The organism is Streptomyces sp. NPDC002958 (assembly GCF_055563255.1).
Genome location: NZ_JBVHDS010000004.1, coordinates 136,782 through 156,457, shown reverse-complemented (window position 1 = coordinate 156,457; position 19,676 = coordinate 136,782). Strand labels below are relative to the sequence as shown.

Genomic DNA, 19,676 nt, shown 5'->3' with positions numbered 1-19,676 from the left:
TCCCCCACCCACTCCACATCCCACCCCCCCCCCACCCACCCCCCCCCCCCCCCCCGCGCCCCCCCCCCCCCCCCCCCCCCCCCCCCCCCCCCCCCACCTCTCTGCTCTTCTCCGCAGTCCTCAGCAACGGCGAGTTGCAGGACCGGGAGTTCGGCATCGTCATCCCACCGGCGTTGCACCGGAAGCTGGTCGCAAGCGGATATCTGGGCGCGGACATGCCGACAACACCCGTCGCCACTTGTATCTGGCTCGCCCGGGCGCCGGGGCAGCGGTCGGCGCGTGAGCTGGCACGGCGGGCAAGCCCGGTGACGCCGTGCAATTGAGGCTTGTTGTGGCGCGAGTTGCGTTCGAGCATCGGGGAGAACGCGAGACGCTCGGCGTCTCACTGCCCCGTGGCGTCTCTCAGGCCGCGATGCGCTCGAAGATCGCGGCGAGGCCCTGTCCGCCGCCGATGCACATGGTCTCCAGGCCGTACCGGACCTCGCGGCGGTGCAGCTCGCGGGTCAGTGTGGCAAGGATGCGGGCACCGGTGGCACCGACCGGGTGGCCGAGGGAGACACCGGAGCCGTTGACGTTGATGCGCTGCTCATGGTCGGTTTCACTCAGACCCAACTCGCGGGTGCAGGCGATCACTTGGGCGGCGAACGCCTCGTTGAGCTCGATCAGGTCGAGGTCGGCAAGGGTGAGTCCGGCGCGGTCCAGGGCCGCTCGGGTCGCCGGGACGGGGCCGATGCCCATGGTGGCGGCGGGCACCCCGGCGCGGGCGAAGGAGACCAGCCGGACCAGCGGGGTGAGGCCGAGCCGTTCGGCGGTGGCCGCTCCGGTCACGAGGCAGGCGGCGGCTGCGTCGTTCTGACCGCTGGCGTTGCCGGCGGTGACGGTCGCCTCGGCGTCGGACTTCGCCATGATCGGTCGCAGTGCGGCGAGTTGTTCGGCGGTGGTGTCGGGGCGGGGGTGCTCGTCGGCCGTGACGACCATCTCGCCCTTGCGGGTCCGTACGGTGACGGGCACGGTCTCCGCGTCGTACCGTCCCTCCGCCGCGGCCCGGCCGGCGCGCTGCTGCGAGCGCAGGGCGAGGGCGTCCTGGTCGGCGCGGCTGATGCCGTACGCACGGCGCAGGTTCTCGGCGGTCTCGATCATGCCGCCCGGTACGGGGTGGTTGACGCCGCCCGCGGTGACCCTGCCCCTGGCCAGCGCGTCGTGGAGCTGGAGGCCGGGACCCTTGATGCCCCATCGCCCTTCGTGCGTGTAGTACGGGGCGACGCTCATCACGTCGACACCGCCCGCGATGACGACCTCGCTGAAGCCGGCCCGGATCTGCATCGCCGCGTCGAGGACGGCCTGGAGGCCGGAGCCACAGCGGCGGTCGATCTGGGTGCCGGTGACGGTCTCGGGCAGTCCGGCGTCGAGGGCGGCGACCCGGCCGATGGCGGGGGCCTCCGCGGACGGGTAGGCGTGTCCGAGGATCACCTCGTCGACCGCGGCGGGGTCGATTCCGGTGCGGGCGACGACCTCGGCGATGACGCGTGCGGCGAGTGCCGTCGGCGTCTGCTGTGCGAACACTCCGCCGAAGCGTCCGATGGGGGTGCGCAGCGGTTCACAGATGACGACATCGAGCTGCTGGTCGGGCACGGCGTGACCTTTCGGTGGCGAGGGGCGTGTGTCGCCCTTTCGAAGGCGAGGGGCGCGTGTCGCCGACCCTTGCACCCTGTGACTGAGCCGGTCCAATATCCCGATCGCCCTGGTTCAAGACGCAGCGCGTCTCAATGGCGGCTTGCGGTGGTTCGGCCCCTGGCCAGGAGCCCGGCCGGGCCCCCGACGTGGGCAGGGCTTTTTCCCGGCGTGGGCAGGGCTTCCTTCGCCACGGCGTGCACCGACCGCAGAGCGGCGGAGGGGTTGTCGGCCCGCCATGCCCGCTCCTCCGGTCACCGGTCGATCATCACCGACCTGATTCATCAATCAGAAGTCTTGATGCGACCTTAATTTGGCATGGGGCAGCAATCAATAGCCGCTGACACGGTGGGACGACGCGCATACCCAGGGCGCGCACGCAGAGCCGGAGGAGCACCGTGGCCACGACGGACCGGCAGGGCAAGACAATTTCGATGAAGGCAGCGATCGCCGTCCACGACGGCAGCACCGTCTGTCTCGAAGGCTTCACCCATCTGGGCATCCTTGCCCGTGAAGGCATCGGCCAGGAGCTGCGGCTGGTCGCCGTACGAGTGGGCGTCACCGTCGAGCAGGTACGGGCGGGCCACCGGCTGAAACCTCCGGGTCGCCGACACGGTCGGGACCTACCGCTGCCGACCGAGGCCGAACTGCGGCTGCTGCGCGAGGACGTGGACCCGGACCGGGTCTATCTTCGCTGAGTTGAGACGAATCACATGTTCACATCCCGAGAGGACCGCAACCGCCATGCGTATCAGGATCGTCGGCGCCGGGGCCATGGGCCGCGGCATCGCCCAGTGGGCGGCGACCGCCGGACACACCATCGAGCTGTGCGACGTGCGTACGGAGGCGGTGACGGCCGCGGTGGACTTCGTACGGTCCATGCTCGAAAGGGCCGTGCAGAAGGGCCGGATGTCCGCCGAGGACTCCGCCGCCGCGATGGAGCGTCTGATCCCGCTGGACGACCCGTGGGTGGAAGGCCCGGACGTCGAGCTGGTCATCGAGGCCGTGCGGGAGGACCTCGACACCAAGGCGGAGGTCTTCGGCCGGCTGGAGCAGGCGCTGCCCTCGACGGCCGTCTTCGCGACCAACACCTCGTCCCTGTCGGTCACCCGGATCGCCGCGTCGCTGAAGGACCCGACGCGCCTGGCCGGGCTGCACTTCTTCAACCCGGTGCCGCTGATGAGGATTGTCGAGATCGTGCCCGGCACGGCCACCCGTCCGGAGATCCCGTCGGCCCTCACCGCGCTTGTCGAGAGCTGTGGCCACCGTGCGGTCACGGTCGCCGACACCCCCGGTTTCCTCGTCAACCACGCCGGCCGCGGCCTGGTGACCGAGGCGCTCGCGCTGCTGGAGGAGACGGTCGGCGATCCGGCGGACATCGACCGGATCGCCCGTGATGTGCTCGGCCTGCGCATGGGACCGTTCGAGCTGATGGACCTCACCGGTCTGGATGTGACGGCCACGGTGATCGACTCGATCTGGCAGGGATTCCGGTACGCGGACCGGCTCCGCCCTTCCTATCTCACCCCGAACCGGGTGGCCGCGGGGCTGCACGGCCGCAAGACCGGGCGCGGCTGGTTCGACCACGGCCCCGAGGCGCCCGCCCCGGCCCCGGAACCGCCGGTCACGGGAGACGCGGACCGCCCGGTGTTCGTCCACGGCGTCGCGTCCCAGGAGCGGGACGCGACCGTGCTGCGTGCGGCGCTGACCGCGGCGGGCGCCGTCGTCGAGACCGGTACGGAGCCGTCAGCCGACGCCCTCGTACTGGTTCCGGTCTGGGGCACCACGGTCGCCTCCGCGGTCGCCGAGCACCAGCTGCCCGCGCCGCGCACCTTCGGCGTGGACCCGCTGCCTCCGGTCGGCCGGAGGCGGGTGCTGGCCGTGACCCCGGCGGCGGACCCGGCCGCTGCGCGCGACGCCCGCGCGGTGCTGACCCGGGCGGCGGACGGTGACGGGCCTTATGCGGTCTCGGTGGTACGGGACACTGCGGGTTCGGTCGCTCAGCGGCTGCTCGCCTCGATCGTGTCAGTCGCGGCATCGATCGCGGAGCGTTCCATCGCCACCCCCGCCGATATCGACCTGGCCGTCACGGCCGGGCTCGGCTACCCCGTCGGCCCGCTGGCCTGGGGCGACCGGGTCGGCGCCGAACGGATGCTGGAGCTGCACCGGGCGCTGCACCGCACGACGGGCGACCCGCGCCATCGCCCGAGCCGCTGGGTCACCGAACGCGCCCAGCTGGGTCTCGCGCTGACGGAATCGGGGACATCACCCGCCGACTGCACGGGCGGCGCCGCGTCGTCGTGACGGAGGGCAGCGGGACCTGTCGGGGGCTGCGGTCCCGACAGGTCCCGCCGTGCGTGGATTGCCTTCTCCAAGCTCTCGGCGATCCCCGGCGGCGGTGAGTACGCGGACCAGCGTGCCCGGCCACAGGTCCGCGAGGTCGACCCGGCGGTCGCGCAGTTCATGCGCCGGTACGCCGAAAAGCGCCGGGGCCGTGCCGGGCGCGAAGCGGATGCCGGTGTACTGCCCGCCGGTCTCGACGGCCGGCGTTTTTGCATGGGTGTGGGGGGCCCGCGACGAGCAGCCGTCCACCGATCCGGAGCAGGTCCACGCAGCCGTCGGGCAGCACCGGATGGACCGACCCTTCCGGCACGCTCAGTGTCCACGTGATCGCACCCTCGAACGCGACGCCCGCTCTTCGTACCTGTCGCTCAAACGCCACACGCTAATCTCGTCGGCGGACGGAATCAGCTACCCGGGGGCGGTCATGACGGCACTGATGGAGTTCACCACCGACAGCGGCGCGACGGTGACGGTCGAGGTCGACCGTCATACGCCCGGTGCACAGCTGGTCGCACTGGGCGACGACAACACCCTGGCCAGAGCCGGGCGTACGTTCGACAGCGCACTCACGGGAATCCGTTCGGCGGCCGAGTCCGCCCTCGCGGTGTTCCGGGACGGCGCCCTGAAACCGGACGGTGTGGAGCTCGAGTTCGGGGTGAAGATCACTGCGGAGGCCGGAGCCGTGATCGCGAGGAGCGCGGTCGAGGGCCATCTGCTGGTCAAGCTGTCCTGGTCCCCCGGCACGACATCAGCCGCAGAGACTGCATCAACGACACCGGCTGTACCGGCGCCCACGGCCCCACCCGTACCGGTCGCACCACCCGTACCGGCCACACCACCCGCAACCGCCAGGTAGCGGGCGCCCTCAATCGTCGGACGGGTTGTTCGACTGGTCCGACTCCTTGTCGCGGCTCGGCTGCAGTCTGGACTTCACATCGTCCGGCGGCAAGAACCTCGACCAGCGCTCCGGGAACTCGGACGGCATATGGGGACTGTCACCGTCGTCGTCATCGTCGTCGTCCCGGTTCTCCGCCTGTGTCCGCGCCACGAACTCCGCGGCCTGGGCCACCCGTGCCCGGTCATTGGCCGCACGCGCCGCAGCCGTCGCCAACGAGGGCCACACCCGGTCGATGGCGGCGTTCACCGCCGCTCCGACCAGCACCGCGAACGCAGAGATGCCGATCCACAGCAGGACGGCGATCGGTGCCGCCAACGAGCCATAGATCGTGGGCCCCTCGACCGTACTGGTGAGGTAGATCCGCAGCAGGAAACTTCCGAGCACCCACATCGCGAGCGCGACCAGCGCACCTGGCACATCCTCGATCCACGGCGAACGGACCGGTACGGACACGTGGTAGAGCGTCGTCAGGAACGCGATTGACAGCAGGATCACCAGCGGCCAGTACAGAATGCTGAAGACCTCGGTGCCCCACGGGATGAACTCCACGACCCGGTCGGGGCCGACCACGAGCAGCGGCAGCACGACGGCACCGAGCAGCAGCGCGACGACATACAGCAGGAAGGAGAGCAGCCGCGTCTTGACGATGCCGCGCTGGCCGTCGAGGCCGTACATCACCGTGATCGTTTCGATGAAGACGTTGACCGCGCGAGAGCCGGACCAGAGCGCGATCGCGAAGCCGATCGAGATGATGTCGGGCCGGGCGCCCCTGGTGACGTCCGCCAGGAGCGGTTCGGCGAAGTCGTTGACGCCCCGCTCGCTGAGCACCGTCTGCGAGGCGTTGAGGATGTTGCGCTCGATGGAGGCGACCGTGGTGGTGCTGGTCCACTCGTCGACGTAACCGAGCAGTCCGATCAGGCCGAGCAGCAGCGGGGGCAGGGACAGCAGGGTGAAGAACGCCGCCTCGGCGGCGAGTCCCAGGATGCGGTACTCCATGCACGAGTTGATGGTGTCCTTGAGCAACTGCCAGACCATCTGCCGCTTGGATACATTGCGGTAGAGGACTCGAGCCCGGTGGAGCCGACCCGATGGCCGCTCGGGTGTTTCATTTGCTGCCTGCACATCCTTACCGTATCGGCATGGCACCCACCACCCACACAGTGTCCAACCAGGTACCGCCGCTGGTCGGCTACGACGTCTTCGCCGCCGACCGCGCACTCACCGAGGCGGTGCAACGTCACATGCCGCCCGATCTCCTGGCCGAAGCCCAAGGCGAACTCGGCGAGCTGGGCAGGTCCGCGGGCTCCGCGCAGGCGCAGGCGTGGGGGGTGCAGGCGAACGAGAATCCGCCGGTGCTGCGTTCCCACGACCGGTACGGGAATCGCATCGACGAGGTGGAGTTCCATCCGGCCTGGCACCGGCTGCTGGGTCATGCGGTCGCCGCGGGTCTGACCGACGCCTGGGGCAGGCCCGGCGGTCATGTGCGGCGGGCGGCCGGCTTCCTGGTGTGGACGCAGGCCGAGGCGGGGCACGGCTGCCCGCTGTCGATGACGCACGCGGCGGTGCCCGCGCTGCGGACCGATCCGGCGCTGGCCGCCGAGTGGGAGCCGCTGCTGAGCTCGACGGTGTACGAGCAGGGGCTGCGGCCCGCCGCGCAGAAGGCCGGTGTGCTCTTCGGGATGGGCATGACGGAAAAGCAGGGCGGCACGGACGTACGGTCCAATACGACGCGGGCCGAGCCGCTGGCGGCAGAGGGCGAGTATCTGCTCACCGGGCACAAGTGGTTCTGTTCGGCGCCGATGTCCGACGGATTCCTGGTGCTGGCGCAGGCGCCCGGCGGCCTGACGTGTTTTCTGCTGCCCCGGGTGCTGCCCGACGGCACGCGCAACACGTTCGCGATCCAAAGGCTGAAGGACAAACTGGGCAACCGGTCCAATGCGTCGAGCGAGGTCGAGTTCGACGGGACGTGGGCGCGCCGGGTCGGCGACGAGGGGCGCGGGGTGCGCACCATCATCGAGATGGTGGCGGCGACCCGGCTGGACTGTGTGGTCGGTTCGGCGGCGCTGATGCGGCAGGCGGTGGCGCAGGCGATCCACCACTGCACGTACCGCAGCGCGTTCGGCGGGGTGTTGATCGAGAAGCCGCTGATGCGCAATGTGCTGGCCGATCTGGCGCTGGAGTCGGAGGCCGCGACGGTGCTGGCGCTGCGGCTGGCCGCGGCATACGACGCCGATTCGGAGAGCGAGCGGGCCTTCCTGCGGATCGCGGTGCCGACGGCGAAGTACTGGGTGACGAAACGGTGCACGCCGATGGTGGGTGAGGCGCTGGAATGTCTCGGCGGCAACGGTTACGTCGAGGAGTCCGGGATGCCCCGGCTGCTGCGCGAGGCGCCGCTCAACTCGATCTGGGAGGGCTCGGGGAACGTACAGGCGCTTGATGTGCTGCGGGCGCTGCAACGCGAGCCCCAGGCACTGAACGCGTTCCTTCAGGAGGTCGGCAGGGCGCGTGGCGCCGATCACCGGCTGGACGGGGCGATCAAGGACATGCTGACGGAGCTCGCCGATCTGAACGGGATCGAGGCGCGGGCCCGCCGACTGGTCGAGCGGATGGCTCTGGTGCTGCAGGGGGCGCTGCTGGTGCGCTGGGCGCCGCCGGAGGTGGCCGACGCGTTCTGTGCGTCACGGCTGGGCGGGGACTGGGGCACGGCGTTCGGGACGTTGCCGCACAGCCTCGACCTGGCATCGGTCGTGGAACGGGCGCGGCCCGTCGAGCATTAGCCGGGAGGCACAGCAACGGAGGGTGGTGCTGCGCCGACACGGCACCACCCTCCATGCTGTGCACACACGATGGCGGGGCACAGGCTCCGCCGTACGGCGTTTCCGTCACTCTCGTACGGACCCGCACGCCCTCGCCAGAGTTGCAAAGGGTTGCAACCATTGTGTGGAGTGCGCGGTATCGGGCCCCTCACACCAGGCAGGATGGGTCCGTGGGCCGCTGAACCGGCCCGTGCATCTGGGGGGAATGAGAGTGGAGACACGCGCTGCCGAGGTGACGCGATCGGCTGTGCCGCAGTCCGTCCGGGCCATACGCCTGATCCACCGGGCCAGGGAGGCGAGGCTCGCTGGCGGCCGTTCGCCGGTCGCCCCTCGGGCGGAGATCGGCGCTTCGTGGGACCGGGTGCGGCGCAGCGGTATCGATCCGGATCAGTCCACCGAGAGTGTGCTGCTGGAGATGGACGAGATCGAGCACCGGCGCCGGAATTCGACGCTGGGCGAGGTGATGCCGCTGCTGAGCGAGGGCCTGGTCTCCCTCGCGGACGCCGCCCAGCAGATCGTGGTGGTCACCGATGTGGAAGGCCGGGTGCTGTGGCGCCAGGGCAATACGGGGGTGCTGCGCCGGGCGGACGACATTTGTCTGGCGGAGGGCGCCGCCTGGGCGGAGGCGAGCACGGGGACGAACGCGATCGGCACGGCGCTCGTCTCGCGGACACCGGTCCAGGTCCATTCGTCGGAACACTTCGTGCGCAGTCTGCACAACTGGACCTGTGCGGCGGCTCCGGTGCGTGATCCGCGGGACAGTCGGCTGATGGGCATCGTCGACATCAGCGGTCCGGCGTCCACGTTCCATCCGACATCGCTCGCCCTGGTCCGTTCGGTCGCCAGGCTGGCCGAGAGCGAGATCAGGAACCGGCATCTGCAGACGATCGACCGGCTGCGTTCGGTGGCGGCGCCGCTGCTGTGCCGGGTGGGCGGCCGGGCCCTGGCGGTGGACACCCACGGCTGGCTCGCCGCGGTGACCGGGATGCCGCCGGTCGACCGGCTGCCGCTGCCCAAGTCGATGCAGCCGGGCCGCGTGTGGCTGCCGTCGCTCGGTATGTGCCGGGTCGAGCCGCTGCCCGGCGGCTGGCTGGTGCAGGTCACGGACGGGTCTTCGGACGGGCCGCCGCGACGGGTGGTGCTGGACCTGAGCCGGCCCCGCGGTCTCACGGTCAATGTGGTGGGTGCGGTGGGCACCTGGACGCAACGGCTCTCGCCGCGCCACGCGGAGCTGCTGTACGCCCTGGCGCTGCACCGTGAGGGGCGTACGGCATCCGAGCTGGCGGAGGACATCTTCGGCGACGCCACCCGGACGGTGACGGTGCGGGCGGAGATCTCACGGATACGCCGCCATCTCGCGGAGGTACTGGCTCACCGCCCGTACCGCTTCGGCGAGGGGGTCGAGGTGGAGGTGATCCACCCGGATCATCCGGCCGATCTGCTGCCGCGCTCGACGGCTCCGGTGGTGGTCAGGGCGCGTACGGTTGCCTAGCACGGTTGCGGTACCAGGACCCCTCTTTCGCCGTTTGGCGACGGTCCCGCCGTCCGGGCTGCGGGACCGGCTTGGGCCCGGGCCGGGCGGCATGGTTCCCTGACAGCCATGAGCAACCCCGCGCACACCGCCGCCACCACCGCCGAGGTGACCATCTGGTCCCTGGAACAGACCTCCTCCGACGATCTGCGCCCCGCCGCGGTTCCGGAGGGCGATGTGCGGATCATGCGGTCCGGGGTGCCGCTGCCCGAGTTCAGCCGGTTCCTGTACACGGCGGTCGGCGGCGACATCCAGTGGACGGACCGGCTCACGATGACGTACGCGCAGTGGCAGGAAGCCTTGGACCGGCCCGGGGCGGAAACCTGGGTGGCGTACGAAAACGGCACTCCGGCCGGATACATCGAGTTGGACCCGCAGGACGACGGCGTGGTCGAGATCATGTACTTCGGGCTGATACCGGCCTTCCGGGGGCGCCGGATCGGCGGCCATCTGCTCTCGTACGGGGTCGCCCGCGCCTGGGACCTGGCGGAACGCTGGCCGGAGCGGACGCCGACGAAGCGGGTGTGGCTGCACACCTGCTCCAAGGACGGACCGCACGCCATGGACAACTATCTGCGGCGCGGCTTCCGGCTCTTCGACACCACGGTGGAGCTGGAGCCGGAGGTGGCGACGCCGGGGCCGTGGCCGGGGGCGGCGCGGTAGGGCGCGGACGCGGCTTCCGGCGACAGGTGAGGTGATTGGGCAGGACACTTTCGTTCACATCATGGACAGTGGTGGACTGGTCCGAGCTTCGCGTGCCACGCTTCCGTCATGTCTGGGACTGGAATCGCCCTGGTGAGTCGACGCCACGTCGACCTCGGCCGCGTGTCCAGCGCCGTCTGTCCGACGGGCTGAGAGTCCCAGCACCGCCGCGATCCCCCTTTTCTCTGCAAAACCCTGCGCACCGCCGCGCCTCAGCGCGAGTGTGCAGTTCAGAGCCGCCCTCCTGTAGTCCCGAAGGACGTACTGTCATGGCCGCTGCCCCGGAACAACCTGCGAGCACCACCACGCCCCGCCGCAAGGCCGGACGCCACCGCGGCGAAGGCCAGTGGGCCGTGGGGCACCACACTCCCCTCAATGGCAATGAGCAGTTCAAGAAGGACGACGACGGTCTCAATGTGCGGACACGCATTGAGACGATCTACTCCAAGCGCGGTTTCGACTCGATCGACCCCAACGACCTCCGTGGACGCATGCGCTGGTGGGGCCTCTACACCCAGCGCAAGCCCGGGATCGACGGCGGCAAGACCGCGATCCTGGAGCCGGAGGAGCTGGACGACACGTACTTCATGCTGCGGGTCCGGATCGACGGCGGCCGGCTGACCACTGAGCAGCTGCGGGTCATCGGCGAGGTCTCGCAGGAGTACGCGCGCGGCACCGCGGACCTCACCGACCGGCAGAACGTCCAGTACCACTGGATCCGGATCGAGGACGTACCGGCGATCTGGGAGAAGCTGGAGGCCGTCGGGCTCTCCACCACCGAGGCCTGCGGTGACTGCCCCCGCGTGATCATCGGCTCCCCGGTGGCCGGGATCGCCGCCGACGAGATCATCGACGGGACGCCGGCGGTCGACGAGATCCACGAGCGCTACATCGGCAGCAAGGAATTCTCGAACCTGCCGCGCAAGTTCAAGACCGCGATCTCCGGCTCGCCGGTGCAGGACGTGGTGCACGAGATCAACGACATCGCGTTCGTCGGCGTCGTCCACCCCGAGCACGGCCCGGGCTTCGACGTCTGGGTCGGCGGCGGGCTCTCCACCAACCCGCGTCTCGCCGAGCGGCTGGGCTCCTGGGTGCCTCTCGACGAGGTGCCGGATGTCTGGGCCGGGGTCGTCGGCATCTTCCGTGACTACGGATACCGCCGGCTGCGCACCCGCGCCCGCCTGAAGTTCCTGATGGCCGACTGGGGCCCGGCGAAGTTCCGCCGGGTACTGGAGGACGAGTACCTGAAGCGTCCGCTCATCGACGGGCCCGCGCCCGCGGAGCCCAGCAGCCGCTGGCGCGACCACATCGGCGTCCACCAGCAGAAGGACGGCCGGTTCTACCTCGGTTTCGCACCCCGGGTAGGCCGTGTGGACGGCTCCACCCTGGCCAAGATCGCCGACCTGGCGGCCGCCCACGGCTCGGACCGGCTGCGCACCACCGTCGAGCAGAAGATGCTCATCCTCGATGTGGAGCAGGACCAGGTGGACTCCCTGGTCGCCGGCCTCGAAGCGCTCGACTTCCAGGTGAAGCCCTCTCCGTTCCGACGGGGCACGATGGCCTGCACCGGCATCGAGTTCTGCAAGCTGGCGATCGTCGAGACGAAGGCGCGCGGCGCCTCGCTGATCGACGAACTGGAGCGTCGCCTGCCGGAGTTCGACGAGCCGCTCACCATCAATATCAACGGCTGCCCCAACGCCTGCGCCCGCATCCAGACCGCGGACATCGGCCTCAAGGGCCAGCTCGTCCTGGACGCCGACGGCAACCAGGTCGAGGGCTACCAGGTGCACCTGGGCGGCGCCCTGGGCCTGGAGGCCGGGTTCGGCCGGAAGGTCCGTGGCCTGAAGGTCACTTCGGCCGAACTGCCCGACTATGTCGAGCGGGTCCTGGGCCGCTTCCAGGAGGAGCGCGAGGACGGCGAGCGGTTCGCGACCTGGGCAGCGCGCGCCAGTGCGGAGTCGCTGTCATGAGCGAACGCGCCGCCCCGTTCTACTGCCCTTACTGCGGTGACGAGGACCTGCGCCCGCACGAGACCGGCCACGGCGCCTGGGAATGTGCCTCCTGCAACCGCGCGTTCCAGCTGAAGTTCCTGGGTCTGCTGACCCGGGGGTTGCAGCGTGACGACGTTGAACAGGACAGAATATGACGGATATTCAGATGGAGGAACGCACCGTCGAGGAGCTGAAGGAGCTGGCCGGGCGGGCCGGCCGGGAGCTGGCGAACGTCTCCGCGCTGGAGATCCTCCAGTGGGCGGCCGACACCTTCGGCAAGCGGTTCTGCGTCACCTCTTCCATGGAGGACGCCGTCGTGGCGCACCTCGCCTCGCGCGCCCTGCCGGGTGTGGACGTGGTCTTCCTCGACACCGGCTACCACTTCCCCGAGACGATCGGCACCCGTGACGCGGTCGAGGCCGTGATGGACGTCAACGTCATCACGCTGACCCCGCGCCAGTCCGTCGCCGAGCAGGACGCCGAGTACGGTCCGAAGCTGCACGACCGCGACCCCGACCTGTGCTGCAAGCTCCGCAAGGTCAGGCCCCTTGAGGAGGGCCTGACTCCGTATGCGGCCTGGGCCACCGGGCTGCGCCGCGACGAGTCCCCCACCCGGGCTAACACCCCGGCCGTCGGCTGGGACGAGCAACGGCAGAAGGTCAAGGTCTCGCCGATCGCCCGCTGGACGCAGGACGACGTCGACGCGTACGTGTCCGAGCACGGCGTTCTCACCAACCCGCTGCTGATGGACGGTTACGCCTCCGTGGGCTGCGCGCCCTGCACCCGCCGGGTGCTGGGGGGCGAGGACGCACGCGCCGGACGCTGGGCCGGCCGGGGCAAGACCGAGTGCGGACTGCACGACTGATGACGACTGATCAGGAGACTTCGATGAGCGTGACGGAGACGGGAGCCACCATCTGGCTGACCGGTCTGCCGAGCGCGGGCAAGACCACCATCGCGTACGAGCTCGCCGGGCGGCTGCGCGGCGAGGGCCACCGCGTAGAAGTGCTCGACGGCGACGAGATCCGGGAGTTCCTCTCCGCGGGCCTCGGCTTCTCCCGCGAGGACCGCCACACCAACGTCCAGCGGATCGGCTTCGTCGCCGAGCTGCTGGCGGCCAACGGCGTGAAGGTGCTGGTCCCGGTCATCGCCCCGTACACGGACAGCCGGGAAGCGGTACGCAAGCGGCACCAGACCGAAGGGACCGCGTATCTGGAAGTGCATGTCGCGACTCCGGTCGAGGTGTGCTCCGTACGCGATGTGAAGGGCCTCTACGCCAAGCAGGCAGCCGGCGAGATCAGCGGGCTCACCGGGGTCGACGACCCTTACGAGGCACCCGAGTCGCCCGATCTGCGGATCGAGTCGCACCGGCAGACCGTGCAGGAGTCCGCGGCGGAGCTGTATGCGCTGCTGAGCGAGAGGGGTGCGGCGTGACGACCGTCGCGACTGTGTCGGAGGGCACCGACAATCCGTACGCACTCAGCCACCTGGACTCCCTGGAGTCCGAGGCCGTACACATCTTCCGCGAGGTGGCGGGCGAGTTCGAGCGGCCGGTGATGCTCTTCTCCGGCGGCAAGGACTCCATCGTGATGCTGCATCTGGCGCTCAAGGCGTTCGCGCCCGCGCCGGTGCCGTTCACGCTGCTGCACGTCGACACCGGGCACAACTTCCCCGAGGTGCTGGATTACCGCGACCGCACGGTGGCCCGGCACGGGCTGCGGCTCCATGTCGCCTCCGTACAGGAGTACGTCGACGCCGGGAAGCTCCGCGAGCGCCCGGACGGCACCCGCAATCCGTTGCAGACCGTGCCGCTGACCGAGGCGATCCAGCAGCACCGATTCGACGCCGTGTTCGGCGGCGGGCGGCGTGACGAGGAGAAGGCGCGCGCCAAGGAGCGGGTCTTCTCGCTGCGCGACGAGTTCTCCCAGTGGGAGCCGCGCCGCCAGCGCCCCGAGCTGTGGCAGCTCTACAACGGCCGGCACGCCCCCGGCGAGCACGTCCGGGTCTTCCCGATCTCCAACTGGACCGAGCTGGACGTCTGGCAGTACATCGCCCGTGAGCGCATCGAGCTTCCGGAAATCTACTTCGCCCATGAGCGCAAGGTCTTCAACCGCTCCGGCATGTGGCTCACCGCAGGCGACTGGGGCGGCCCCAAGGAGGGCGAGCGGGTCGAGACCCGGCAGGTGCGCTACCGCACGGTCGGCGACATGTCGTGCACCGGCGCCGTCGACTCGGACGCGACGACGCCGGCCGCCGTGATCACCGAGATCGCCGCCTCACGGCTCACCGAGCGGGGCGCGACGCGTGCCGACGACAAGATGTCCGAGGCCGCGATGGAAGACCGTAAGCGCGAGGGGTACTTCTAGGATGACCGCACTCACCCAGCACACAGAGCAGTTGTCGACCACGACCCTGCTGCGGTTCGCCACCGCGGGGTCCGTCGACGACGGCAAGTCCACCCTCGTGGGACGTCTTCTGCACGACTCCAAGTCGGTCCTCACCGACCAGCTGGAGGCCGTCGAGCACGCCTCGCGCAGCCGGGGCCAAAAGGCGCCCGACCTGGCGCTGCTGACCGACGGACTGCGGGCCGAGCGCGAGCAGGGCATCACCATCGATGTCGCCTACCGCTACTTCGCGACGCCACGACGCCGGTTCATCCTGGCCGATACCCCAGGGCATGTGCAGTACACCCGGAACATGGTGACGGGCGCCTCGACGGCCGAACTGGCCGTCGTCCTGGTCGACGCCCGCAACGGTGTCGTCGAACAGACCCGCCGGCACGCCGCCGTCGCCGCGCTGCTGCGGGTGCCGCACGTGGTGCTGGCCGTCAACAAGATGGACCTGGTCGACTACGCGGAGCCCGTGTTCGCCGCCATCGCCGAGGAGTTCACCACGTACGCCGCATCCCTCGGCGTCCCGGGCTGGGGGCCTGGGGGGAACCCTCAGGAAAACCGGTGCACCACGATCCCGATCTCCGCGCTGGCCGGTGACAATGTCGTGGAACCGTCCGCGCACATGGACTGGTACGGCGGCCCGACGGTCCTGGAGCACCTGGAGACGGTGCCGGTCAACCATGACCTCACCGCCTGCCACGCCCGCTTCCCCGTCCAGTACGTCATCCGGCCGCAGACCGTCGAGCACCCGGATTACCGGGGTTACGCGGGCCAGATCGCGGCCGGTGCGTTCCGCGTGGGCGAGGCCGTCACCATCCTGCCCTCGGGCCGTACGTCGACGGTCACCGCGATCGACGCGCTCGGCGAGAGCGTGGACGTCGCCTGGGCGCCCCAGTCGGTGACGATCCGGCTGGCCGACGACATCGACATCTCGCGCGGCGACCTGATCGCACCGGCCGACGACGCGCCGGCGATCACGCAGGACGTCGAGGCGACCGTCTGCCATGTCGCCGACCAGCCGCTCACCGTCGGCCAGCGGGTGCTGCTCAAGCACACCACACGCACGGTCAAAGCGATCGTCAAGGACATCCCCTCGCGCCTCACGCTGGACGACCTCTCCCAGCACCCGGCGCCCGGCCGGCTCGTCGCCAATGACATCGGCCGGGTCGTCGTCCGTACCGCGCAGCCGCTCGCCCTCGACGCGTACGCGGACTCCCGGCCCACCGGTTCCTTCCTGCTGATCGACCCGGCGGACGGCACCACACTGACGGCCGGCATGGCCGGTGCCTCGCTCGCCGCCGTGGACGCGGCCGCGGCCACCGACGACGCCGAATGGAACTTCTGATGAGTACCGACATCTACTCCACTTTCGCGAAGGAGGGCGGCCGCGTCGGCAGCGGCGCCCTCGGCAGCGGCCAGGGCGGGGTCGCTCGATGTGCGCGATGACGTACGCGCACTGCCTGCGCGCCTGCTTGAACCAACCGCACCGCTCGCACAGCCGGTTCAGACGAAGACCTGCCGCCTTCCCGGCCGCGCCCCCGTAGTTTCCGCAGGGACGCGATCACCGGGCCAACGAGAGGAAAACCTCCCGTGCCTGCCCCTCGTACCACGCTCGACCGCAGCCTCGCCGCTGCCGCCGCCCTGCCACTGCTCGCCGTGGCACTCACCGCCTGCGGCTACGGCTCCGAGGCGAAGGACGACGACTCCAAGAAGTCGGACGTCGCCGCCGACGCGAAGAAGCTCTCCACGGACACCGTGCGGATCGGCTACTTCCCCAACCTCACGCACGCCACCGCGCTGGTCGGCGACCAGGAGGGGCTCTTCCAGCAGGAACTCGGCGGCACCCGGCTCAAGACCTCGCAGTTCAACGCGGGCCCTTCCGAGATCGAGGCGCTCAACGCCGGTTCGATCGACATCGGCTTCATCGGCCCGTCGCCCTCCATCAACGGCTTCACCAAGTCCCAGGGCAAGAACCTGCGGATCATCGGCGGCTGCGCCTCCGGCGGCGTGAAACTGGTCGTCGACCCGAAGAAGATCAAGACCCTGGACGACCTCAAGGGCAAGAAGATCGCCACCCCGCAGCTCGGCAACACGCAGGACGTGGCGTTCCTCAACTGGATCTCCGAGAAGGGCTGGAAGGTCGACGCCCAGAGCGGCAAGGGCGACGTCTCCGTGGTCCGTACGGACACCAAGGTGACCCCGGTCGCCTACAAGTCCGGTTCCATCGACGGCGCCTGGGTCCCCGAGCCCACCGCGTCCAAGCTGGTCGCCGAGGGTGCCGAGGAACTGCTCGACGAGTCGACGCTGTGGCCGGACAACAAGTTCGTGATCACGAACATCATCGTGTCGCAGAAGTTCCTGAGCGAGCACCCCGATGTCGTCGAGGCGGTGCTGCGCGGTTCGGTCCACACCAACGCGTGGATCAACGCCAACCCTGACAAGGCGAAGGCCTCCGCCAACGCCGCACTCGAGAAGCTGACCGGCAAGACGCTGCCCGCCGAGGTCCTCGACCCGGCGTGGAAGTCGATCCAGATCACCGATGACCCGCTGGCCGCCACGCTGAACGCGGAGGCCGAGCACGCGGTGAAGGCCGGTCTGCTGGAGAAGCCGGACCTGACCGACATCTACGACCTGAAGCCGCTGAACAAGGTCCTCAAGGCCGCGGGCAAGCCCGAGGTCGCCGACGCCGGTCTCGGCATCAAGTAAGCCATCCGACCGTTCCAGGATCTCCCAGGAGGTGACGACCATGGCGACGACCACGCTCACCAAGGGCGAGGACCATACAGCGGTCGGGCACGCCGCCCGTATCGACCACGTCTCGAAGTCCTTCGGCGGACCGGAGGGGCAGCAGCTCGTCCTCGACGACATCTCGCTCGATGTCGCACCGGGCGAGTTCGTCACCCTTCTGGGAGCCTCCGGGTGCGGAAAGTCGACGCTGCTCAATCTGGTGGCCGGACTCGACCGCCCGACCGCGGGGTCCATCGAGACCCCCGGCGGGCGACCGGCCCTGATGTTCCAGGAACACGCCCTGTTCCCGTGGCTGACCGCGGGCAAGAACATCGAACTCGCGCTGCAACTGCGCGGTGTACCCAAGTCGCAGCGCCGCACGGAAGCGGAGCGACTGCTCGAACTCGTACGGCTGGGCGGGGCGTACGGGAAGCGGGTACATGAACTCTCGGGCGGTATGCGGCAGCGGGTGGCGATGGCCCGGGCCCTCGCCCAGGACAGTCAACTGCTGCTGATGGACGAGCCGTTCGCCGCGCTCGACGCCATCACCCGGGATGTGCTGCACGACGAGCTGACCCGGATCTGGCGCGAGACGAACGTCTCGGTCCTCTTCGTCACACACAATGTGCGCGAAGCGGTGCGGCTCGCCGAGCGGGTCGTCCTACTGTCGTCCCGCCCCGGCAGGATCGCCCGTGAGTGGACGGTCGACATCGAGCAGCCGCGCCGTATCGAGGACAACGCGGTCGCGGAGCTGTCCGTCGAGATCACCGAACAACTGCGTGGGGAGATCCGCCGTCATGGCCGACACTGACACGAAGCCCGACGATCTGGCCGGTCTGGAGGCCGGGCTCGACGCGCTGGACGCCGTGCAGGTGCGCCGCACCCCGGTGCGCGAGGTGCTGCTGCGCAAGGTGCTGCCGCCCGTGCTCGCGGTGGCGCTGGCGATCACCGTCTGGCAGCTGCTCGTCGAGGCCCAGGTCACCGACGACTACAAGCTGCCGTCACCGGCCGCGGTGTGGACCAGCGCGTCCGACATGTGGCTGCAGGGAACGCTCCTGGAGGTCGTCTGGACCAGCATCTCGCGCGGTCTGCTCGGCTTCCTGATGGCCGTGGCCATCGGTACGCCGCTGGGTCTGCTGGTCGCCCGGGTGAAGTTCGTACGGGCCGCGATCGGCCCGATCCTGTCCGGGCTGCAGTCCCTGCCGTCGGTCGCCTGGGTGGCACCGGCCGTGATCTGGCTCGGACTGAACGACAGCATGATGTACGCCGTGATCCTGCTGGGCGCCGTCCCCTCGGTCGCCAACGGACTGGTCTCCGGCGTCGACCAGGTGCCGCCGCTGTTCCTGAGGGCAGGCCGTACGCTCGGCGCGACCGGGCTGCGCGGGACCTGGCACATCGTGCTGCCGGCCGCGTTGCCCGGCTACCTGGCCGGTCTCAAGCAGGGCTGGGCGTTCTCCTGGCGTTCGCTGATGGCCGCCGAGATCATCGCGTCCTCCCCCGATCTCGGCCTGGGGCTCGGTCAGTTGCTGGAGAACGGCCGCAACAACGCGGACATGCCCGGCATCTTCCTCGCCATCATCCTGATCCTGTTCGTCGGCATCGCGATCGACCTGCTGATCTTCAGTCCGCTGGAGCGGTGGGTACTGCGCAGCCGCGGTCTCCTCGTCAAGAACTGAGCCACGCCATGTCCACCCCGGTCCTCCTCGTCATCGCCCACGGCAGCCGCGACCCACGGCACGCGGCGACCGTGCACGCGCTCACCGCGCGGGTACGGTCGCTGCGGCCGGGACTGCGTGTGGAGACCGCTTTCCTGGATTTCAACGCGCCGTCGATACCAAGGGTGCTGGAGCGGCTGGCAGCACAGGGTGCGGGAGATGTCGTCGCGCTCCCCCTGCTGCTCACCCGGGCCTTCCACGCCAAGTCCGACATCCCCATGGTGCTGCACGAGGCCCGGACCCGACAGCCCCGGCTCCGCATCCGTCAGGCCGAGGTGCTCGGCCCGTCACCCCTGCTGAACTCGGCCCTGGAACAGCGACTGCGCGAGGCCGGGGTCCGCCCCGGTGACAGGGGCTCGACCGGGCTCGTCCTGGCCTCGGCGGGCTCCACGGACCCGGAGGCGATCGCAGTGATCGCTGACATCGCGCGGGAGCTGCGGCACACCGGTTGGTGCGCCGTGCGGCCTGCGTTCGCCTCCGCCGCATCTCCCGCGGGGTTCCCCCGCACCGAGGACGTGGTACAGGCCCTGCGGGCCGAAGGTGTGCGGCGGGTGGCGGTGGCCCCTTACGTCATCGCACCCGGTCGGCTCCCGGACCGTATCGCCGCGGGCGCGGCCGGAGCGGATGTACTGGCCGATGTTCTTGGCGCGTCACCGCAGTTGGCGCAGCTTTTGCTGACCCGGTACGACGAGGCCCGGGTGCCGCTCGCACGGTCGGCGGCGTAGCTCAGCGCATAGCTGACATTTCCTCAGCAGCACCGCAGCCCCTCAGCCCACATCCGGGCTGCCCGTGTCCGGGGTGCGGTGAGTGGTCATGCGTCGAGCCCAGCCAGGCCTTGGCGTACCGCCCTGGGCCATTCACCGTCCGATCGGCTGGGCCACTTTCAGGC

Annotated in this window: 18 protein-coding genes and 2 pseudogenes; 17 read left to right on the top strand and 3 right to left on the bottom strand. The window is 69.9% G+C overall.

The annotated features are described in order from the left end of the window. Nucleotides 1-402: 402 nt before the first annotated feature. Nucleotides 403-1,632, bottom strand: coding sequence for an acetyl-CoA C-acetyltransferase (locus ACZ3IC_RS09535; RefSeq protein ID WP_467414305.1), 1,230 nt, complete (start codon nucleotides 1,630-1,632; stop codon nucleotides 403-405). Between the two features lie 527 nt (nucleotides 1,633-2,159). Between ACZ3IC_RS09535 and ACZ3IC_RS09530 the strand changes: the two are divergent. Then, nucleotides 2,160-2,369, top strand: a pseudogene (locus tag ACZ3IC_RS09530) (3-oxoadipate--succinyl-CoA transferase subunit B); the annotation flags it as partial. 46 nt (nucleotides 2,370-2,415) lie between these two features. Next, on the top strand, nucleotides 2,416-3,975 hold the full coding sequence (locus tag ACZ3IC_RS09525) for a 3-hydroxyacyl-CoA dehydrogenase (protein WP_467414304.1): 1,560 nt from the start codon (nucleotides 2,416-2,418) through the stop codon (nucleotides 3,973-3,975). A gap of 93 nt (nucleotides 3,976-4,068) precedes the next feature. Here ACZ3IC_RS09525 and ACZ3IC_RS09520 read toward each other — a convergent pair. Next, nucleotides 4,069-4,386 (bottom strand): annotated as a pseudogene (locus ACZ3IC_RS09520) (DUF6597 domain-containing transcriptional factor); the annotation flags it as partial. Between the two features lie 52 nt (nucleotides 4,387-4,438). Between ACZ3IC_RS09520 and ACZ3IC_RS09515 the strand changes: the two are divergent. Then, on the top strand, nucleotides 4,439-4,870 hold the full coding sequence (locus ACZ3IC_RS09515) for a CU044_2847 family protein (RefSeq protein WP_467414302.1): 432 nt from the start codon (nucleotides 4,439-4,441) through the stop codon (nucleotides 4,868-4,870). Between the two features lie 9 nt (nucleotides 4,871-4,879). Here the strand turns inward: ACZ3IC_RS09515 and ACZ3IC_RS09510 are convergent, their stop codons facing one another. Further along, a complete protein-coding gene (locus tag ACZ3IC_RS09510; RefSeq protein WP_467414299.1) occupies nucleotides 4,880-6,034 on the bottom strand; it encodes a YihY/virulence factor BrkB family protein in 1,155 nt (384 codons plus the stop codon). 17 nt (nucleotides 6,035-6,051) lie between these two features. Here ACZ3IC_RS09510 and ACZ3IC_RS09505 point away from each other — a divergent pair, with 17 nt between their 5' ends. The 14 genes from ACZ3IC_RS09505 (at nucleotide 6,052) to ACZ3IC_RS09440 (ending at nucleotide 19,512) form a co-directional block, all read left to right on the top strand. Next, the gene (locus tag ACZ3IC_RS09505) at nucleotides 6,052-7,689 is read left to right on the top strand and encodes an acyl-CoA dehydrogenase family protein (protein ID WP_467414297.1); all 1,638 of its coding nucleotides are present in this window, start codon (nucleotides 6,052-6,054) and stop codon (nucleotides 7,687-7,689) included. Between the two features lie 244 nt (nucleotides 7,690-7,933). Further along, a complete protein-coding gene (locus ACZ3IC_RS09500) occupies nucleotides 7,934-9,220 on the top strand; it encodes a helix-turn-helix domain-containing protein (RefSeq protein WP_467414295.1) in 1,287 nt (428 codons plus the stop codon). A gap of 108 nt (nucleotides 9,221-9,328) precedes the next feature. Then, the gene (locus ACZ3IC_RS09495) at nucleotides 9,329-9,922 is read left to right on the top strand and encodes a GNAT family N-acetyltransferase (RefSeq protein WP_467414293.1); all 594 of its coding nucleotides are present in this window, start codon (nucleotides 9,329-9,331) and stop codon (nucleotides 9,920-9,922) included. A gap of 108 nt (nucleotides 9,923-10,030) precedes the next feature. After that, nucleotides 10,031-10,114, top strand: a complete 84-nt coding sequence (locus ACZ3IC_RS09490; protein ID WP_467414728.1) for a putative leader peptide — start codon at nucleotides 10,031-10,033, stop codon at nucleotides 10,112-10,114. A 116-nt stretch (nucleotides 10,115-10,230) separates the two neighbouring features. Then, nucleotides 10,231-11,931: a nitrite/sulfite reductase gene (locus ACZ3IC_RS09485; RefSeq protein ID WP_467414291.1), complete on the top strand. Its 1,701-nt coding sequence runs from the start codon at nucleotides 10,231-10,233 to the stop codon at nucleotides 11,929-11,931. Beyond that, nucleotides 11,928-12,107, top strand: coding sequence for a hypothetical protein (locus tag ACZ3IC_RS09480; protein WP_467414290.1), 180 nt, complete (start codon nucleotides 11,928-11,930; stop codon nucleotides 12,105-12,107). Before ACZ3IC_RS09485 ends, ACZ3IC_RS09480 begins: the two co-directional genes overlap by 4 nt. Next, entirely contained in the window at nucleotides 12,104-12,817 is a 714-nt protein-coding gene (locus tag ACZ3IC_RS09475; RefSeq protein ID WP_467414287.1) for a phosphoadenylyl-sulfate reductase, read from the top strand. Before ACZ3IC_RS09480 ends, ACZ3IC_RS09475 begins: the two co-directional genes overlap by 4 nt. A gap of 23 nt (nucleotides 12,818-12,840) precedes the next feature. Further along, nucleotides 12,841-13,386, top strand: a complete 546-nt coding sequence (gene cysC, locus ACZ3IC_RS09470; RefSeq protein WP_467414286.1) for an adenylyl-sulfate kinase — start codon at nucleotides 12,841-12,843, stop codon at nucleotides 13,384-13,386. Beyond that, nucleotides 13,383-14,318 (top strand): sulfate adenylyltransferase subunit CysD, encoded by a 936-nt coding sequence (gene cysD, locus ACZ3IC_RS09465; RefSeq protein WP_467414284.1) that lies wholly within the window; start codon nucleotides 13,383-13,385, stop codon nucleotides 14,316-14,318. The genes cysC and cysD overlap by 4 nt, the downstream gene beginning before the upstream one ends. Before the next feature lies 1 nt (nucleotide 14,319). Beyond that, nucleotides 14,320-15,690 carry a sulfate adenylyltransferase subunit 1 gene (locus ACZ3IC_RS09460; protein ID WP_467414282.1) on the top strand — a complete coding sequence of 457 codons (1,371 nt, stop codon included), beginning with the start codon at nucleotides 14,320-14,322 and terminating at the stop codon, nucleotides 15,688-15,690. 245 nt (nucleotides 15,691-15,935) lie between these two features. Beyond that, nucleotides 15,936-17,051 (top strand): aliphatic sulfonate ABC transporter substrate-binding protein, encoded by a 1,116-nt coding sequence (locus ACZ3IC_RS09455; RefSeq protein ID WP_467414280.1) that lies wholly within the window; start codon nucleotides 15,936-15,938, stop codon nucleotides 17,049-17,051. Between the two features lie 40 nt (nucleotides 17,052-17,091). After that, a complete protein-coding gene (locus ACZ3IC_RS09450) occupies nucleotides 17,092-17,883 on the top strand; it encodes an ABC transporter ATP-binding protein (RefSeq protein ID WP_467414277.1) in 792 nt (263 codons plus the stop codon). Beyond that, nucleotides 17,870-18,748, top strand: a complete 879-nt coding sequence (locus tag ACZ3IC_RS09445) for an ABC transporter permease (RefSeq protein WP_467414274.1) — start codon at nucleotides 17,870-17,872, stop codon at nucleotides 18,746-18,748. Before ACZ3IC_RS09450 ends, ACZ3IC_RS09445 begins: the two co-directional genes overlap by 14 nt. Before the next feature lie 8 nt (nucleotides 18,749-18,756). Further along, the gene (locus ACZ3IC_RS09440; protein WP_467414272.1) at nucleotides 18,757-19,512 is read left to right on the top strand and encodes a sirohydrochlorin chelatase; all 756 of its coding nucleotides are present in this window, start codon (nucleotides 18,757-18,759) and stop codon (nucleotides 19,510-19,512) included. The last annotated feature ends 164 nt before the right edge of the window (nucleotides 19,513-19,676 follow it).

Coding starts and splice junctions, on each gene's coding strand:
- ACZ3IC_RS09525 (WP_467414304.1), top strand. CDS start 2,416: ATGCGTATCAGGATCGTCGGCGCCGGGGCCATGGGCCGCGGCATCGCC.
- ACZ3IC_RS09515 (WP_467414302.1), top strand. CDS start 4,439: ATGACGGCACTGATGGAGTTCACCACCGACAGCGGCGCGACGGTGACG.
- ACZ3IC_RS09505 (WP_467414297.1), top strand. CDS start 6,052: ATGGCACCCACCACCCACACAGTGTCCAACCAGGTACCGCCGCTGGTC.
- ACZ3IC_RS09500 (WP_467414295.1), top strand. CDS start 7,934: ATGAGAGTGGAGACACGCGCTGCCGAGGTGACGCGATCGGCTGTGCCG.
- ACZ3IC_RS09495 (WP_467414293.1), top strand. CDS start 9,329: ATGAGCAACCCCGCGCACACCGCCGCCACCACCGCCGAGGTGACCATC.
- ACZ3IC_RS09490 (WP_467414728.1), top strand. CDS start 10,031: ATGTCTGGGACTGGAATCGCCCTGGTGAGTCGACGCCACGTCGACCTC.
- ACZ3IC_RS09485 (WP_467414291.1), top strand. CDS start 10,231: ATGGCCGCTGCCCCGGAACAACCTGCGAGCACCACCACGCCCCGCCGC.
- ACZ3IC_RS09480 (WP_467414290.1), top strand. CDS start 11,928: ATGAGCGAACGCGCCGCCCCGTTCTACTGCCCTTACTGCGGTGACGAG.
- ACZ3IC_RS09475 (WP_467414287.1), top strand. CDS start 12,104: ATGACGGATATTCAGATGGAGGAACGCACCGTCGAGGAGCTGAAGGAG.
- cysC (WP_467414286.1), top strand. CDS start 12,841: ATGAGCGTGACGGAGACGGGAGCCACCATCTGGCTGACCGGTCTGCCG.
- ACZ3IC_RS09460 (WP_467414282.1), top strand. CDS start 14,320: ATGACCGCACTCACCCAGCACACAGAGCAGTTGTCGACCACGACCCTG.
- ACZ3IC_RS09450 (WP_467414277.1), top strand. CDS start 17,092: ATGGCGACGACCACGCTCACCAAGGGCGAGGACCATACAGCGGTCGGG.
- ACZ3IC_RS09445 (WP_467414274.1), top strand. CDS start 17,870: ATGGCCGACACTGACACGAAGCCCGACGATCTGGCCGGTCTGGAGGCC.
- ACZ3IC_RS09440 (WP_467414272.1), top strand. CDS start 18,757: ATGTCCACCCCGGTCCTCCTCGTCATCGCCCACGGCAGCCGCGACCCA.